Source organism: Cupriavidus sp. 30B13, from assembly GCF_049059565.2.
GTDB lineage: Bacteria > Pseudomonadota > Gammaproteobacteria > Burkholderiales > Burkholderiaceae > Cupriavidus.
In genome coordinates this window covers 2109336-2124893 of record NZ_CP188223.1, presented here as the reverse complement: position 1 = coordinate 2124893, position 15558 = coordinate 2109336, and the positions used below count along the sequence as shown (strand labels likewise).

Here is a 15558-nt window from a genome sequence, read left to right as displayed (position 1 = left end):
TATCGACATCCACCATGCCGCTCCAGCCCGAATCGCCCGAAACCACCGAGGCCGGCCTCCACGCCGACGTCGCCGCGCTGCGCGAGCGTTTTCCCGAAACCCGCGCGCTGTACCGCGAGGTTTGCGGCCTGCTGTTCTTCCGCTACGGCATCACGCCCACCGCCAACAAGCTCTACGGACTCGTGCGCAAAGGCAGCATGGGCACGCCGCTCGAGGTGCTGGGCCAGTTCTGGCAGGACCTGCGCGAGCAGTCGCGCGTGCGGATCGAGCATCCCGGCCTGCCCGACGCCATCAAGCAGGTCGCGGCGGATGCCGTGCAGCAGATCTGGCAGGCCGCCAGCGAGTCCGCCGCCGGCGAGCTGGCGGCGCTGCGCGCCGAGGCAGGCCGCCAGGCCAGCGAGGCGCAGGCGCAGCGCGACCAGGCGCGCGCCGCCGCCGCGGCGGCCGAGCGCGAGACCGCCGTGGCCGCGGACGAAAGGGACGCGGCCCGCCAGGCGCTGGCCGCGCTGCAGGCGGAACTGGATGCCGAGCGCCAGGCGCATGCCGCCACCCGGGCGCGGCTGGAGGAAGGCAGGAACCAGGCACAGGCGCAGGAACGGCAACTGGGCGAGCTGCGCGCGCAGTTCTCGGCGGAACTCGAGCGCGCGCGCGAGCAGGCCGCCGTGGCCCAGGAGCGTGCCGGCGCCACCGAGCGGCGCGCGCTGCGGGAGATCGACCAGGAGCGCACGCTGCGCCAGAAGGGCGAACAGGCGGCGGCGGACCAGCGCGCCGAGTTGTCGGCCGCGCAGGCCAGGGCGCAGGAAGCGGCGGTGGCCAGCAGCGCAGAGCGCGCGCGGCTGCAGGCCGAAGCCGAGGCGCTGCTTCAGCGGCTGGCGGCGGCGCAGCGGGAACTGGCCGGGAGGGCGCAAGCGCTGGATGCGCTGCGCGCCGAACGCGAAGCCGCCGCGCGCCGCGCCGGGCACGCCGAGGCGGAGGCCGCCGCCCTGCGGCGCAGCGGGACCGGCCGGCGCAAGGCGCCGGTGACGCGGACCAGGTTCCTGCCCGGCAAGCCGCCGTCAAAGACCGGCGCGTGAAGCGTGGCCGGGCTGCGGCGGGCAAGGCTGGCCGGCGGCCGGCCCGGCCATGTCGCGCACCCTCAGCCGCACCGCCGGGTCGCCCAGCACCACGTAGTTGCGTGCGTCGTCGCGCGCCACCCAGCGCAGCGCGAGGTCGGCGTCGGACACCGCTGCGCCCGCGCCGCGGTCGCGCAGCAGGTCGGCCAGTTCGGTGCTCAGGGCAGCCCAGCGGATATTGAAGCGGTCGGTGGCCTGGCCGACGCGCTCGCCGCGCAGCAGGCTGCCGGCTACGTCGCGGAATCCCTGCGTCTGCGGGTCGGCGCGTTCGGACTGGAAGCCATAGGCCCAGGCCCGGTCGACATGCCCCAGCACGGCGAGCGCGCCGCCATGGCGGTGCGCCAGCAGGCGCTGCGGCAGGCGCGCGGTGAAGGGGGCGGGCGCCAGGCGCGCGGCGGGGCCGTCGGCGCGGCTGAAGTTGTCGAATTCCGGGCAGCCGGCGCCATAGCAGGCGAAGCAGAACTGGATCAGGCCGTGGCACTGCGCGTCGTCGGGCACGTCCTGCGCGGCGAACCAGTGTTCGGGGCCGATGGCGCCGTAGCCGGGCCAGTCCTGGCAGACCAGCGCGCCCTGGGCAGCGGCCAGCCGCGCGTCGTCGGCGCGAAAGCCCATGCCGTGGGAGCCGGTGAAGAGCAGGGCGGGCGGCCCGCCGGGACCCTTGCCGCGCAGGACCTCGGCCAGCGCGGCCTTGGTGGCGGCCTCGCCCAGCAGCGGCTGCATGGCGAAGCCCTGGCGCGCGCCCAGCGGCCCGGCCTGCGCGTTGCCCAGCGCGAGCGGCGCGGCCAGTTGCCGCGTCAGCAACTGGGTGGCGCGGTCGAAATCGTGGCAGGTGGCGAACAGCGCGATGCTGCGGCTGGCGGCCACGCCGGCGGCGGTTTCGTAGGCCACCACGCTGTCGGCGTAGTGGCGGAAATCGGCCACCTCGGCGAAATCCAGCCGGCCCACCGCCCAGTAGAGGTCGAGCGTGTACTGGAAGGCGAAGGAAATCCTGCCGGGCGGCCCGACCAGCACCAGGTAGTAGGGCACGCCCAGCGCGGGATCGACCACGTTGAGCGAGACCTTGTGCCGCGCCAGCCAGGTGGCGGCGGTCTCGCCGGGCAGGCAGCCGTCGGCGCCCTGGAATACCGCGATGTCGCCCGCCTCGCGCCGCCGCCAGGCGATCAGCGGCGCCAGCGCGTCCAGGTAGGGCGCGGGATCGAGGTCGGAGGGGAACAGCAGGCCCCAGCCGGCCTCGCCGAGCTTGTCGCCGTCGATATCGCCGAGCACGGCGTAGGTTTCGGCCTGCCGGGCTTTTTCCGCGGCGCGCTCGGGCGCGCGGCGTGCGGCCTGCTCGCGCGCGCTGAAGGCGGCGAGGCCGGGCGCGTCGATTTCCGGCAGCGGGCGCCCGGTGTCGGCCTGGATGCCGAGCGGCACCGGCATGGACGGCGCCGGCTCGCCGTCGGCCGCGGCGGGCGCGGGGGCGGGAAGCTGGCTCACGATGCCGCTCCGGCCAGCGCGGCTTGCCAGATCAGGTGGGCCACCTCGGGGCCGTCGATATCGTTGTGCGCGCCCGCCACGCCGCTCTTGTGGCAGATGTACTGGCTGGCGTCGACGTTGAGCACCGTGCCGCCGGCCATGTCGTAGCGGCCGTCAAAGGGCTGCATGGCGGCGTCCGCGCTGCCGGCGACGCCCTGGATGCCGAACGCGCCGATGGCGCCGAAGGTGGGATAGGCCGGCGCCGCTTCGGGCCCATCGGGTCCATCGAGCGCATCGGGCGCATCGAAGGCGACCTGGCCCGCCACGCCCGCGGCCCAGGGATAGAGCGTGCCGACCGCGCTGTCGTGCCGCGAGCGCGTGACCACCAGCGGCCCGCCGACCTTGCCATCGGGCAGCAGGCGGTGGCAATAGCCTGGCGTGCCCGGCCGCACCGGAATGTCGGGCGCGTAGGCCCACAGCGACATCGCGCCCTGCACCAGCACGCAGGAGCACGCCGGGCGGCGCAGCGCCGCCGTGCCGCCGGGGCCGCCCAGCGCGGCGGACATGACGACGGCGCCGAAGCTGTGGCCCATCAGGTGGATGCGCGCGGCCGGCAGCGCCTCTTCTATGTGGTTGACCAGCGCATGCACGCCTTGCTCGCCCACGGTCTGGCCGCGCTTTTTCATGCTCCAGAAGGAAAGCTGGCGCAGCGGCGCCAGCAGCCCGCCCAGCAAGGCGCCGCCGCCGAACGCGGCGCCCAGCTGGGTGGCTTCGGCAAAGGCGGCGTCGGGATCGAACGGCAGCCGGTCGGAGCCGGCGTCGCCGCCCACGCCCGCGCTGCCCAGCGCGAGCGCCTGGTCGAGCCGCAGATAGGCCTGGCGCGCCTGCGCCGGCAGGCGGACGGCGTCGGCCTGGGTGCGCGCCGCCTCGAAGATGGCCGCGAGCGCGGCGCGCACCGCCGGCGTGTCGCCGAGGCGTTGCGCATAGGCTTCGATCAGAGCCTGCGGGCCGGCGCCGGCCTGTGCCGCAAAGCTGGCGCCGGCGCCCGTCTCTCCGAGCTCCTCCTCGCCCCACGGCAGGCTGGGCCAGTGCACGCCGATATGGGCAACGGCGAGGTCCGGATGCCGCGCGCGCATGGCTTGCTCGTCGCCCGCGCTGCGCGAGAAGGCGCCGATCCAGCGGTCGTACTGGCTGCGCGCGGCCGGCAGGTCGCCTTGCCAGCCGTGGCTCCAGAGAAAGACATCGGTAGGCGCGGCGGCCTGCCACTGCGCCAGCAGGCGCGCGGACAGGCATCCGCCGATGCCGTCGGGGTCGCCGCCGCGCTCGTTGCCGCCGGCATCGAGCGCGAGCAGGGCGTAGGTGGCACTGCCGCCGGCAATGGTCTGGATTGGCATGGGGTGCTCCTTTTGCGCGGGCGCGGCAGGGTGGTCCGCACTGCCCGCTCCATCGAAAACATTCAGTGCATGGCGTGCATGGTGTTCAATGCGGCTCGCACGCGGTCGGCCGCGGCGTATCGCCCTTGAAGAACTCCGCCTTCTGCGCCGCGGTAAAGCCGCCGCCCACGATGGCGCAGGCTTGCTGGCGCCAGTGCGCCATGTCCAGGTCCCAGATGGCCGAGAGGCTGGTGCCGGCGGCGTACAGCCAGCGCCCGTCGTCGCTGACGGAGAGGGCGGCGATCGGCTGGCGCGGGTCGCGATAGAGCGTTTGCGGGACGGGCAGCGGCCGCTCGGTCTCGCGATCGAGCAGGAACAGGTTGCCGTGGTCGTCGCCGGCCACCACGAACGGCGCCTCGGGCGCGGCCAGCGCGGTGATGACGCCGGCGGCATCCTGCTTGAGGATGGCCGGGGCGGCCTGGGCCGCCCCGGCGGCGCCGGATGCCGCCGGCAATGCCAGCCGGTACACCTTGCCGAGATAGTTGCCGGCCACCAGCGCGGTGCCGCGCGCATCGAAGGCCAGGCTGGTGACCTGGCCGCGCGGCAGGGCCTCGAAGCGCAGGGCCACGGCCGCCGTGGCGTCGCCGCAGCCGGCGCCGGGCAGCGCGATGCGCCACAGGCTGATCTTGTCGTCCTCGGCCACGGCAAGCTCGGCCGTGCCGGGCCTGAACGCGGCATAGGCAGCGTGCGCGAGCGGCTCGGGCAGCGCGATGCGGCAGGTCATGGCCTCGTCGGCGGAGGCGGCAGGGGCCATGGAAGCCGTGGCGGCAGCCGCGCCCGCGTCGGGTGCCAGGCGCCAGAGTTCGAGGCGCCGCTCGCCGGCCGGATCGCCCGAGCGGACCGCCAGCAGCCGGGCATCGTCGCTGAGCGTCAGGCGGGTGCCGGCGCCGGCCATGACGCCCGGCAGGATGGGCCTGCCGTTGCCGTCGGCGTCGAGCAGCCAGATCTGGCCGTTGTCGTCCGCCACGGCGAGGCGCCGCGCGCGGCGCGCCCAGTCCAGCGCCCGCACCGGCGCGGCGGGCAAGGCGACCGGGCGCCGGCTGGCGGGCTTGCCCGCTTCGGCCTGCAGCAGCACCAGCTTGCCGTTCTCGGCCGCGGCGGCCAGCGGCGGGGCGACACCGGCCAGCGCCAGCAGCAGCGGCGTCTCGTCCCGGCCGCGCGAGACGACGCTGGCCATCGGGTGCCGGGGCGCATCGAAGCGCATCTGCAGCAGTTCCCCTTGCTCGGTGGAGGCGAACAGGCGCTGGTCCTTGCCCGCCAGTGCCAGGCCGGTGATCTGGCTCGGCAGGTCCAGCAGCTCGTTGCGGGCGGACTGCATGCGCTCGGGATCCAGTTGCCACCGGATCACGCGGCCGTCCCAGCCGCCCGAAAGCAGCTGCCTGTCGTCGGTAAACACCAGCCGCGCCACCGCGTCGTCGTGGCCCTGCAGCGGGCGCGGCCACAGCTCGCCGTCGGCGGTGCGCCACACGCTGATGCGCCCGCCGCGCGTGCCGGCGACGGCAAGGCGGCCGTCCGGGCTGACCGCGATGCTGTGGTAGCCGGCATACCAGTCGGCCTCGCCGGCCGGCGCCGGCAGGTCGTGCTCGGGCGCCGTCAATAGCGCGGGGTCCGCCTGCGGATCTTCCGGCAGGCGCCACAGCCGGGCCTTGCCGTCGCGCCCCGCGGTGGCGAGCTGGCGGCCCTGGTCGAACAGCACGGCAGCGGCGACGCGCAGCGCGTGCGCGCGCCCGCCGGCGATCGGGCGCCGCCAGCTATCGCCGGCCCTGGCCAGATCCCACACGGCGACGCCGCCCCGGTCGTACCCCGCGACCAGGCGCCGGCCGTCGCTCGACAGCGCGGAAACCGCTCCCCAGCCGCCGTCGCGCCCGGCGTCCGGCGGCGGCAGCAGCACCGTCGCGCGCGCGGGCCGGGCGGCGTTCCACACGGCCACGCTGCCGTCCTGCCCGCCGGTGGCCAGCGTGCCGGCGCCGGTCAGCGCGAATACCCGCACGCCCGCGGGATGCTGGTTGCGCAGCGCGGTCTCGTCCAGGCGCACGGTGCGCCCGCCCGGTTCGAGCGCTGTGATGTCCACGGTCTGGCGGCTGCCGCCGAGCCGCGCGGTCGCCCGGTAGCCGGCGTCGGCCTGCACTTCCAGCATCTGCTGGTCGGCGCGCGCCAGATAGGCCTCGATATGGCGCGCCCGGTTCATGGCGCCGACCAGCGAGCGCCGGAAATCGAAGCCTTCCGGCCGTGCGTGGCCGGGCTGCCCGCGCGTGCCTTCGACCGCCGCCAGCAGCGCGGCGTCCGGCGTCGGCCGCGAGCCGAGCAGGGAGAACAAGGCGTTCTGCATGGCCAGGTCTTGCTTGGTCGCGCGCAGTTGCCACGCCAGCACCACCACCACGATCAGGAACAGCAGCGTGGCGCCCGCCAGCGAGTAGCCGAAGATGTGCCAGCGCCGCGCGCGCTCGCGCTCGGCGCGGTGGCGCTGGTAGGCGGCGAGGAAGCGGTTTTCCGCTTCGCTGTGCCGGTCTTCGGCTTCGAGCAGGGTGTCGTCGAGTTCCTCGGTGGAGGTGAGCTTGCCGAACACGCCCGGATTCTCGCCCGACAGGGCCCAGGCCCGCGCCAGCTGCTTCCAGTGCGGCAGGTAGCGGGTGCGCCATTGCGCATTGCTGGCGCGCACCGGCTCGATCAGCCGGTCGTGCGCCAGCTCCAGCCACTGCGCGTCCTGGCGGCTTTGCGCGCGCACCAGGTGGTATTGCTGCAGCACGTCGAGCTCGGCCGCGGTGGGCGCGTTGCGCGAGCCGGCATCGAGCGTGGCCTGGGCACGCATGTTGGTGGCGGTGATCAGGCTGTTCTCGATCCAGTCGCGCACCACGCGCTGGCGGATGCGCGTGGCGGTGGCCGCGTCCAGGGCCAGGTTGCAATACGAAGCCAGCGCCGCGCCGGTGTCCAGGTGCCGTACCTGCTCGAGCGTGATGACGCCCCCGCGCGCCGGCGGCCCGGCCGGGCCGAAGCAGGACTGCCACAAGCTCAGCCCGACCACCTGCAGCTGCACCGGCTCGACATAGCGCCCCTCGCGCAGGCTGACCTGCCCGGCGGCGTCGCGCGTGCGCACCTGGGCCAGGTCCGTCACCAGTTGCCGCGCCGCGTCCTCGCGGAAGTCCACGCCGGCCGCCAGCGCCGGCCCGCGCAGCGCCTGCAGCGCCTGCTCGCGCGACAGCAGGTCGATGCGCATGGTGTTTACCAGCCGCGTCGGCACCAGCTCGCGATAAGCGTCGAGCCATGAGAAATATTCCTCGCGCATCGCCACCAGCGCCCACACCGGGCTGCCGCCGCGGCCCAGCAGTTCGCCCAGCTGCGCGAAGAAGGCGCGCTTGGCCGCGAGGTCGGTGCTGTCGAGCGTGAAGATTTCCTCGAACTGGTCGAGCACGATCAGGAGCCGCCGCGCGCGGCCGCCCGCGCCGTGGTCCTCCAGGCGGGCCAGGCAGGACAGGAGCGTGTCGTCCGGCCGCGGCGCGAGCCCGGCGCGCGCCGCCCAGCAATGCAGCACGCTGGTGACATAGCGGTTGCCGCCGTCGTAGGGCACGCTCACGCGCGCGCTCGGCAGCACGTCGAAGCGGTCGGCCAGGCGCGGCCGCAGCCCGGCTTCGATCAGCGAGCTCTTGCCCGCGCCGGAAGGCGAATACAGCAAGACGATGCGGTCGGCGACGAGGCGGTCGCGCAGTTCGTCGATCTCGGCGTCGCGGCCGAAGATCGGATCTGCCTCGCCCAGCGGCATGGGCCCGATGTAGGGGCACCGCGCGCCGGCATGCGCGTCGCTGCGGGCGGCGCCGGAAGCGGGAAGGGCCGCCATCTCATCCCTCCAGGCGCCGCAGCAGCTCGGCGGTGAACATGCCCACGTCGCCCCAGTACAGCTTGAGGCGCGCCTTGTCCTGGAAATAGCGTTCCAGGTAGCGCCGCGCGCTCACCGGGTCGACGATGCTGTTGGGGTCGAGCTGGGCCGACAGGTGCTGGTACTCCTGCCGCAGGTCCGCGCCCTCCAGGTTGAGGATGCTGCGGAACAGGATGCGGAATTCCCACGACTGCACGTCGAAGCCGACGAACAGCAGCGCGCTGTCGTTGAGCCGCGCGCGCACCGAGAGCGGTATCGCGTTGCGGTTCATCGACACGCTGGTGAGGTAGTCGAAATACTGGTCCTCGGTCAGCACCAGCGAGCCGGGCTCGCGCAGGTCGCCGAACAGCTTGAGCACCATGGGCGCCTGCGCGGTGGGATTGGCGCGCTTGCGGCCTTCGGCCAGCGCGTCGTCGCAGGCTTCGGCCTGGCGGTTCCAGCGGCACAGCCGCACGCCGGGGTCGGTGCCGGCCTCGCGCAGCGCGTCGGCCAGCAGGTCGCTGGGATCGGTGGTCAGGTAGGCCGGCAGCCTGAGGCGGGCCATGGCGCGGTAGGGATTGTCGGCATCCTGCCGGCGCTGCGCGCGCCCCACCGCGCAAACCGCCTCGCCCAGTTGCGCGATGATGTCTTCGTTGCGCAGCGCCGACAGCGCGGGCGGCAGGATGTCGCGATACTGCTCGCACAGGTGCTGGTAGGCGAACTTGTAGAAAAGCCGGCGCGGAAACACGCCTTGCTGGGAGACCGCCAGGTACTGCGCCACCTGCGGCAGCTCGTCGCGCTCGTGCGCCGCCATCGGGAAGTGATAGGCCTCGGCCCACATCTGCGCCAGCTGCAGCCGCGAGCCGAACACCGTTTCGCTCATGGCGGGGCCGAGGATGGGCGTGGTTTCGCCGTGCTGGATGTTCTCGATGACGGCGCGCCAGGCGTCGGTGCCATCGCCTTCGTCGGGGCCGAAGCCCGGCGGGTAGAAGATGCGGCCGCTGTCGAGCCGCGTGAACACCGCCGGCATCCACCAGTCGGGGTACTGGCTGACGGCGGCGCGCGCCACGCCCGCGGCGCGGTCCACCTCGCCGTGGTCGCGCAGCTCGGCGAAGAACACCGGCATGAAGGCGCTCATGGTGGCCACGCCCACGTTGCCCTGCATGGCCAGCACCGCCGGCACCCCGGCCTGCGCCAGCAGCGGGCCCAGCGCCATCAGCGTGGTGCCCGCCCTGGGGCCCGCGCCGGCGCTCTGGCACGAGCACAGCACCACCAGGTTGGGCGGCCGGTCCAGCGTGGCGATGCGGTTCACCAGCACGCTGCCGGCCACCAGGTCGCGGCTGCCGTCCATGCGTTCCAGCCACAGCATCGGCTCGCCGTCCACCAGCGCGCCGTGGCAGACCAGGTAGAGCACGTCGGCGCCGTTGCGCAGCGCGTCCAGGATCCGTTCGACCGAGGCCTGGCCGGGTTCGGCCAGCACCGTCACCGGGACCGGGGCCAGCGCCGCGCAGGCGCGCGCGGCCTCGCCCTGCGCGTCGATCGCCGCCATGCCGGGGCCAAGGCCGCTGGGGTTGGCCACCGCCACCAGGGCCGTCACGTCGCTCTTGGCGCGCAGCTTGGGCAGGCGCATCTCGCGCGCAAACAGGTAGCGCGAGAAGAAGCAGCGCTGCGCGATGAAGAGCGCGTGCTCGCCGGCCGGGTCGAACAGGGTTTCCCATGGCAGCGCATGCAGTTCGCGTGCTTCCACGCCGATGCGCAGGCGCACGCGCAGATCCAGGCGGCGCTCGTCCGCCGCGGCTTGCGCGGCCACGAACGCATCGCGCACGGCCGGCGCGGCGAACAGGCTGGCCGCCAGCGCGCGGCCGCACACCTGCGGATCGGCATCGCGCAGCGCCGGCGCGGCCGGATCGAGCGCCAGCGGCACGCGCGGCGTGATGGCGTCGCCCTCGGGCACGCGATGGCGCGCTTCCACCTCGTACCGGCCGCTGCCATCGGTGCCGAGGACGATCTCGAGCTCGGAGTAGTTGCGAGCCATGGTCCCTCCCGCGAGCCCGGGCGCCGGTATTTTTGGGGTGTTTTTGTCTTCCCTAGCTAATGAAGGTGATATTTGCCAAAAATGCAATTTGGGCGGCGACGCCTCCGTATGCCGATCGCCGCAGCGGTGACGCAAGCGTCATCCGCCATGGCCTGGCTGGCCAGCGCGCGGGGGCAAAGGTCAGCGCGGCGTTTGCGCGGCGTCGCCGGCACCGCCCGCGCGCCGGCTGAAGCGCTGCTCCACCACCACGGTGCCCCACTGCGAGCCTTCCGCCTCGCCGGTCAGCCGGAAGCCGGACGACTCATAGAGATGGCGCGCCGCGTCCAGGCTCTTGAAGGTCCAGAGATACGTTTCGCCGAAGCGCGCGTCGACGAACGCCATGGCCTTGTCCAGCAAGCGCCGCCCGAGGCCCGTGCCGCGCAGCGAGGCGTCGACGATGAACCAGCGCAGATGGGCGGCGCCGCCGGCCGGGTCGCCGTCGATGGCGAGCGAAGCCAGCGTCCTGCCGTTCTCGACGTAGAGCCAGAGCGCCTTGCCGGGGGCGGGCAGGGACGCTGCGAATTCCGCCAGCTCGGTCGCCACCTTCCGCTCGAAATACACGCCGAAGCCCGACGCCGCCGCGTAGTGGCGCGCGTGCAGGCTGGCCACGTCGCCGATGCATCCGGGCTGGTAGCCTTCGACGATCCGCCCGTCGCCATCGCTGGCCGCGCGCGCCGCCCTGGTGGCGTTGTCCTGCGCCAGCGCATCGGCATACAGCGAGAGCGACCGCACCAGCGTCTGCTGGTCGGCAGGCATCAGCTTGCGCAGCGCGCCGGACACCTGGTCGGTGGCGAAGCGGTCGATCTTGCGGCGCAGCTTCTGGCCCGCTTCGGTCAGGTAGAGCCGGGCCGAGCGCCCGTCGTCGCTCGCGGCCTCGCGCCGCAGCAGGCCGGCGGCCTCCAGCTTGGCGAGCTGCCGGCTGGTATTGGACTTGTCCAGGCGCAGCAGCAGGGCCAGATCGCGTGCCGGCAGGCCCGGCGCGAGGCCGATTTCGATGATGGCGTGCACGGCCGACGGCGAGAGCTCGCTGTCGGCCAGGGTGTTGCGCATGAAGCCCAGCTCGCGCACCAGCTTGCGGGAAAACTCGCGCAGTTCCAGGATGGTGCGGTCGCGGGTCTGGGCGGGGAGGTCGACGAAGTCCATGGGAGCGGGGTTAGGCTGGAAGGGAGGGCCGGGACACCGGGCTGGCAATCCGGCAATCCGGGGAATCCGGGAATCCGGCAATCGAAGGGTTGCGGTCCGCAACCAATATACTTGCGACGCGCAACTTGTTCAAGGCGGGCCGGCCACTGTTTCGCGGACATCGGCTTGCTTCGCCGGACCGGCCGCGCCGGGCTCAGGCGCGCGCGCGCCCGTCGCAGGCGGCGCGGATCTCCGCGATCAGGCCGAGCAGCAGCGGCGCATAGCGCGCCACGTCGCGCGGCTTCTCGCTGGCCTTGTGCGGGAAGCTGATGTTGAGCCCGTACCACTGGTGGTCCGGGCCCTGGAACGCGGCGCCCACGGCGGTCAGGTGGCCGGGCTGGTAATTGGCCGTGCAGTAGCCCAGGGCCTGCGCTTGCGCGATGCCGCGGGCCACTTCTTTGCGCAGTTCCGGGCACGGCTCGCCGGCCTTCTGCGTGATCTCCTGCACCAGGTCTTCCCGCACCGCGGCGGGCAGGGCGGCCAGGTAGGCCAGGCCGATCGCCGTGGCTTCCATCGGCACGCGCGTGCCGGGCACCACGCGCCGCGTGCGCGACACGCTGTCGCCGCTGTGGCGCACCGAGGCCAGGTAGACCATCGCGGTCTGGTCGGCCACCGCCAGGCCCACGTTGACCTTCTTCGCCTCGGCAATCCTGCGCATCAGCGGCAAGGCGACCTCAGGCACGACGCTGGCGTGGCCGAAGGCGTCGGCCAGGCTGAGCACCACGGCGGCCAGCCGGTAGGCGCGCTCGGTGATGTCGTAGCGCAGGAAGCCCGCATCGACCAGCGAGCGCGTGAGGCGACTCACGGTGGGCCGCGGCAGGCCGGTGCGCGCGGCCAGCTCGGCGTTGGTCAGGCTGGACGAGCCCACGCGGAACGCGCGCAGCAGCATCAGCCCGCGCTCGAGCGACTGGCTGCCGCCGGTCTGGCGCGTGAAGCGGCCGGTGCTGTGGGTGAGCTGGCGCGTGGAGACGGCGGGCGAGGGGGCTGGCATGCGGCAGGCGGCGGCGTCGGTGGACTGCCCATGATTTCGGTATCCGAAATTGTAGCGTAGCGCCGGGCCGTGCATCGGCGAATACTGTCGGCCAGCGAGGCGGTGCCGGCATGCGGCGGCGCTGCCTCCCTTCCTTCTTCACCGTCTATCCGGAGCCTACGCCATGACCCTGGCATCCCCGCCGGAGATCCGCCTGTCGCGCGACCAGCATGTCGCGCAGATCGAGATCTCGCGCCCGCCCCACAACTTTGTCGACGCCGGCCTCATGGGCCAGTTGGCCGAGACCCTGCTGCGGCTCGACGACGACGACACGTGCCGCGCCGTGGTGCTGTCGTCCGGCGTGGGCGCTTTCTGCGCCGGCGCGGATTTCAGCGGCGCGGAGCAGGGCAGCGTGTCGCGCGATCCGTCGGCCTTCTACGCCCAGGCCATGAAGCTGTACCGCAGCCGCAAGCCGATCGTGGCGGCGGTGGCGGGCGCGGCCATCGGCGCCGGCATGGGCCTGGCGCTGGTGGCGGATTTCCGCGTGACCTGCCGCGAGGCGCGCTTCAGCGCCAACTTCAACCGGCTGGGCTTTCACCCGGGCTTCGGCATGAGCGTGACGCTGCCGCGCCTGGTCGGCGAGCAGCAGGCCGCGCTGCTGTTCTATACCGGCCGGCGCATCGGCGGCGAGGAGGCGGTGCGCATCGGGCTGGCCGACGAGCTGGTGGCGCAGGGCGAAGTGCTGCCACGCGCGCTGGCGCTGGCGCACGAGATCGCGGCGTCGGCGCCGCTGGCCGTGGAAAGCACGCGCGAGACGCTGCGCCTGGGGCTGGCCGACCGGGTGGCCGAGGCCAACCGGCGCGAGCTGGCCATCCAGCGCGGGCAGTTCGCCACCGCCGATTTCCGCGAAGGCGTGGCGGCGATGGCCGAGCGCCGCACGCCCGTGTTCCGGCGCTGCTGAGGGAGGCCGCATGGACAAACCGATCCCGGCAGCGAATTCGGCAGCGGCGACAGCGGCAGCGGCGCCGGCCGGCCCGCTGGACGGCATCCGCGTGCTCGACCTGACCTCGGTGGTGCTGGGCCCGATGGCCACGCAGGCGCTGGCGGACCTCGGCGCGGACGTCATCAAGATCGAGGGCCCGGAAGGCGACCTGATGCGCGCCAACGGCGTTTCGCGCCACGCCGGCATGAGCTCGATCTATCTGGCGCTCAACCGCAACAAGCGCTCGGTGGTGCTGGACCTCAAGCGCCCCGAGGGCGCGGCCGCGCTGCGGCGCCTGATCGCCGGGGCCGACGTGCTGGTCCACAACATGCGCGTGGCCGCCATCGAGCGGCTGGGCTTCGGCTACGCGGCGGTGGCGGCCATCAATCCGCGCATCGTCTACTGCGTGGCCACCGGCTTCGGCCAGGACGGCCCGCACCGCGACAAGCCGGCCTTCGACGACATCATCCAGGCCGCCTGCGGGCTGGTGGCGCTGGGCTCGTCGGCGGGCGGGCGCCCCGAGTACGTGCCCAGCCTGATCGCCGACAAGACCACCGGGCTGGCGCTGGCCAACGCCGTGCTGGCCGCGCTGCTGCACCGGGAGCGCCACGGTGGCGGCCAGTCGGTGGAGGTGCCGATGCTGGAAACCATGGCTAGCTTCGTCATGGCCGAGCACCTGGCCGGGCTGACCTTCGAGCCGGCCACCGGCGGCGCCGGCTACGCGCGCCTGCTGCAGGGCGGGCGCCGCCCGGCGCAGACCGCCGACGGCTGGATCTGCGCCTTGCCCTATACCGACCGCCACTGGAAGGCCTTCTTCCATGCCGTGGGCCGCGACGAGCTTGCCGACAAGTACGACATCGCCAGCCGCGCCAAGCGCAACGCCAACATCCGCGCGCTGTACCGGCATCTCGGGGAAATCACGCCCGCGCGCACCACCGCGCAGTGGATGGCGCTGTTCGAGGCGCTCGACATTCCGGCCACGCCGATCTACACGCCGGACGAACTGCCCGGCCATCCGCATCTCGCCGCGGTCGGCCTGTTCCAGCGGACCGAGCATCCCACCGAAGGGCCGCTGCGCGAGATGCGGCCGGCGGCGCGCTTCTCCGCCACGCCGCTGTCGCTGCGCCGCCACGCGCCGGCGCTGGGCGAGCACACCGCGGAAGTCCTGCGCGAAGCGGGGCTGGCGCCGGAGGAGATCGCGCTGCTGGCGGGCGGCGCCGAAACGGCGGACTGCGCGGGCGGCAACGCACCATGAGGATCACGCACACCATGACAACGAGAGGAGACGAGGCATGAACTTCGCGCTGGATGAAGAGCACCAGATGCTCAAGGACCTGGTCGCGCGTTTCGTGCGCGAGCAGCTGATCCCGCTGGAAGCGGGCGCGCTGGCGCGCGAGGCGCAGGGCGGCCAGCTCGCGCTGCTGCCGCAGGACCAGGAGCGGCTCGACGGGCTGTCGCGCGAGCTTGGCCTGTGGGGCCTGGACGCGCCGGCCGAGATGGGCGGCACCGACCTGCCGGTGGTGGCCATGGTCGGCGTCAACGAAGAACTGGGCAAGACCATCGCGCCCTATGACCTGCCGCCCGACTCGCCCAACCTGCGCATGCTGCTCAAGACCGCCGACGCGGCCCAGCGCGCGCGCTACCTGGAGCCGTACGCGCGCGGCGAGACCATTTCCGCCATCGCCATCTCGGAACCCGGCGCCGGCGGCGATCCGGCCATGATGTCGACGCGCGCCGAGCGCGACGGCGACGACTGGGTGCTCAACGGCCGCAAGATCTGGATCAGCCGCGCCGCGCGCGCCGACTGGACCATCGTGATGGCGGTGACCGACAAGGCGCGCGGCGCGCGCGGCGGCATCTCGGCCTTCCTGGTCGACCGCGGCACGCCCGGCTTCAAGGTGGAGCGGCGCATTCCGATGATCGGCGGCGCCTCCACCTACGAGGTCGTGCTGGAGGACTGCCGCATTCCGCGCGCCCAGCTGCTGGGCGAGGAAGGCCGGGGATTCGCGCCGATGCAGGCGCGGCTGTCGAGCCGGCGCGTGCAGATGGCGGCGTGGTGCATCGGCCGCGCGCAGCGCGCGCTCGACATGCTGTGCGAGTACGCGCCGCAGCGCCACACCTTCGGCGCGCCGCTGGCCGAGCGCCAGGCCATCCAGTGGTGGGTGGCCGATGCCGCCACGCGCATCCATGCCTGCCGCCTGATGACCTACGAGGCCGCCGCGCGCATCGACGCCGGCGACGAGGCGCGCACCCAGGTCTCGATGATCAAGGTGTTCGCCACCGAGATGGCGTGGGACGTGATCGACCATGCCATGCAGGCCTTCGGCGCGATGGGCATGACCAAGGAAATGCCGCTGCAGCAGATGGCAAACGAGACGCGCCTGATGCGCATCTACGAAGGCCCCTCGGAAGTGCACCGCTGGGTCATCGCGCGCGACCTGCTCGGGCTCAAGCGCTAGCGGGGCGGCCGCCGCGCCGCGATTCGAAGCCACATCCGCAC

At 73.4% G+C, this 15558-nt stretch carries 10 protein-coding genes; 4 read left to right on the top strand and 6 right to left on the bottom strand.

Annotated elements, in window-relative coordinates; translation table 11 throughout:
* Positions 1–14 precede the first annotated feature (14 nt).
* Positions 15–1073 (top strand): DNA-binding protein, encoded by a 1059-nt coding sequence (locus ACKI2N_RS09710; RefSeq protein WP_420994221.1) that lies wholly within the window; start codon positions 15–17, stop codon positions 1071–1073.
* Here the strand turns inward: ACKI2N_RS09710 and ACKI2N_RS09705 are convergent.
* The 6 genes from ACKI2N_RS09705 to ACKI2N_RS09680 all read right to left on the bottom strand — a co-directional run bounded on the left by ACKI2N_RS09705 (position 1056) and on the right by ACKI2N_RS09680 (position 12097).
* Entirely contained in the window at positions 1056–2588 is a 1533-nt protein-coding gene (locus ACKI2N_RS09705; RefSeq protein WP_420994220.1) for a hypothetical protein, read from the bottom strand. The genes ACKI2N_RS09710 and ACKI2N_RS09705 overlap by 18 nt on opposite strands.
* The gene (locus tag ACKI2N_RS09700) at positions 2585–3961 is read right to left on the bottom strand and encodes a hypothetical protein (RefSeq protein ID WP_426989521.1); all 1377 of its coding nucleotides are present in this window, start codon (positions 3959–3961) and stop codon (positions 2585–2587) included. Before ACKI2N_RS09700 ends, ACKI2N_RS09705 begins: the two co-directional genes overlap by 4 nt.
* An 85-nt stretch (positions 3962–4046) precedes the next feature.
* Complete coding sequence (locus tag ACKI2N_RS09695; RefSeq protein ID WP_420994218.1) at positions 4047–7832, bottom strand: NACHT and WD repeat domain-containing protein; 3786 nt, start codon at positions 7830–7832, stop codon at positions 4047–4049.
* A gap of 1 nt (position 7833) precedes the next feature.
* On the bottom strand, positions 7834–9885 hold the full coding sequence (locus ACKI2N_RS09690) for a CHAT domain-containing protein (RefSeq protein ID WP_420994217.1): 2052 nt from the start codon (positions 9883–9885) through the stop codon (positions 7834–7836).
* Positions 9886–10065: 180 nt separating this feature from the next.
* Complete coding sequence (locus ACKI2N_RS09685; protein WP_420994216.1) at positions 10066–11067, bottom strand: bifunctional helix-turn-helix transcriptional regulator/GNAT family N-acetyltransferase; 1002 nt, start codon at positions 11065–11067, stop codon at positions 10066–10068.
* A 193-nt stretch (positions 11068–11260) separates the two neighbouring features.
* Entirely contained in the window at positions 11261–12097 is an 837-nt protein-coding gene (locus ACKI2N_RS09680; protein WP_420994215.1) for an IclR family transcriptional regulator, read from the bottom strand.
* A 163-nt stretch (positions 12098–12260) separates the two neighbouring features.
* On the opposite strand from ACKI2N_RS09680, the gene ACKI2N_RS09675 reads away from it, so the two are divergent.
* The 3 genes from ACKI2N_RS09675 to ACKI2N_RS09665 are packed head-to-tail and all read left to right on the top strand — an operon-like array spanning position 12261 to position 15517.
* Positions 12261–13037, top strand: coding sequence for an enoyl-CoA hydratase/isomerase family protein (locus ACKI2N_RS09675; protein ID WP_420994214.1), 777 nt, complete (start codon positions 12261–12263; stop codon positions 13035–13037).
* 10 nt (positions 13038–13047) lie between these two features.
* Complete coding sequence (locus ACKI2N_RS09670; RefSeq protein ID WP_420994213.1) at positions 13048–14313, top strand: CaiB/BaiF CoA transferase family protein; 1266 nt, start codon at positions 13048–13050, stop codon at positions 14311–14313.
* Between the two features lie 37 nt (positions 14314–14350).
* On the top strand, positions 14351–15517 hold the full coding sequence (locus tag ACKI2N_RS09665) for an acyl-CoA dehydrogenase family protein (protein ID WP_420994212.1): 1167 nt from the start codon (positions 14351–14353) through the stop codon (positions 15515–15517).
* Positions 15518–15558 lie beyond the last annotated feature (41 nt).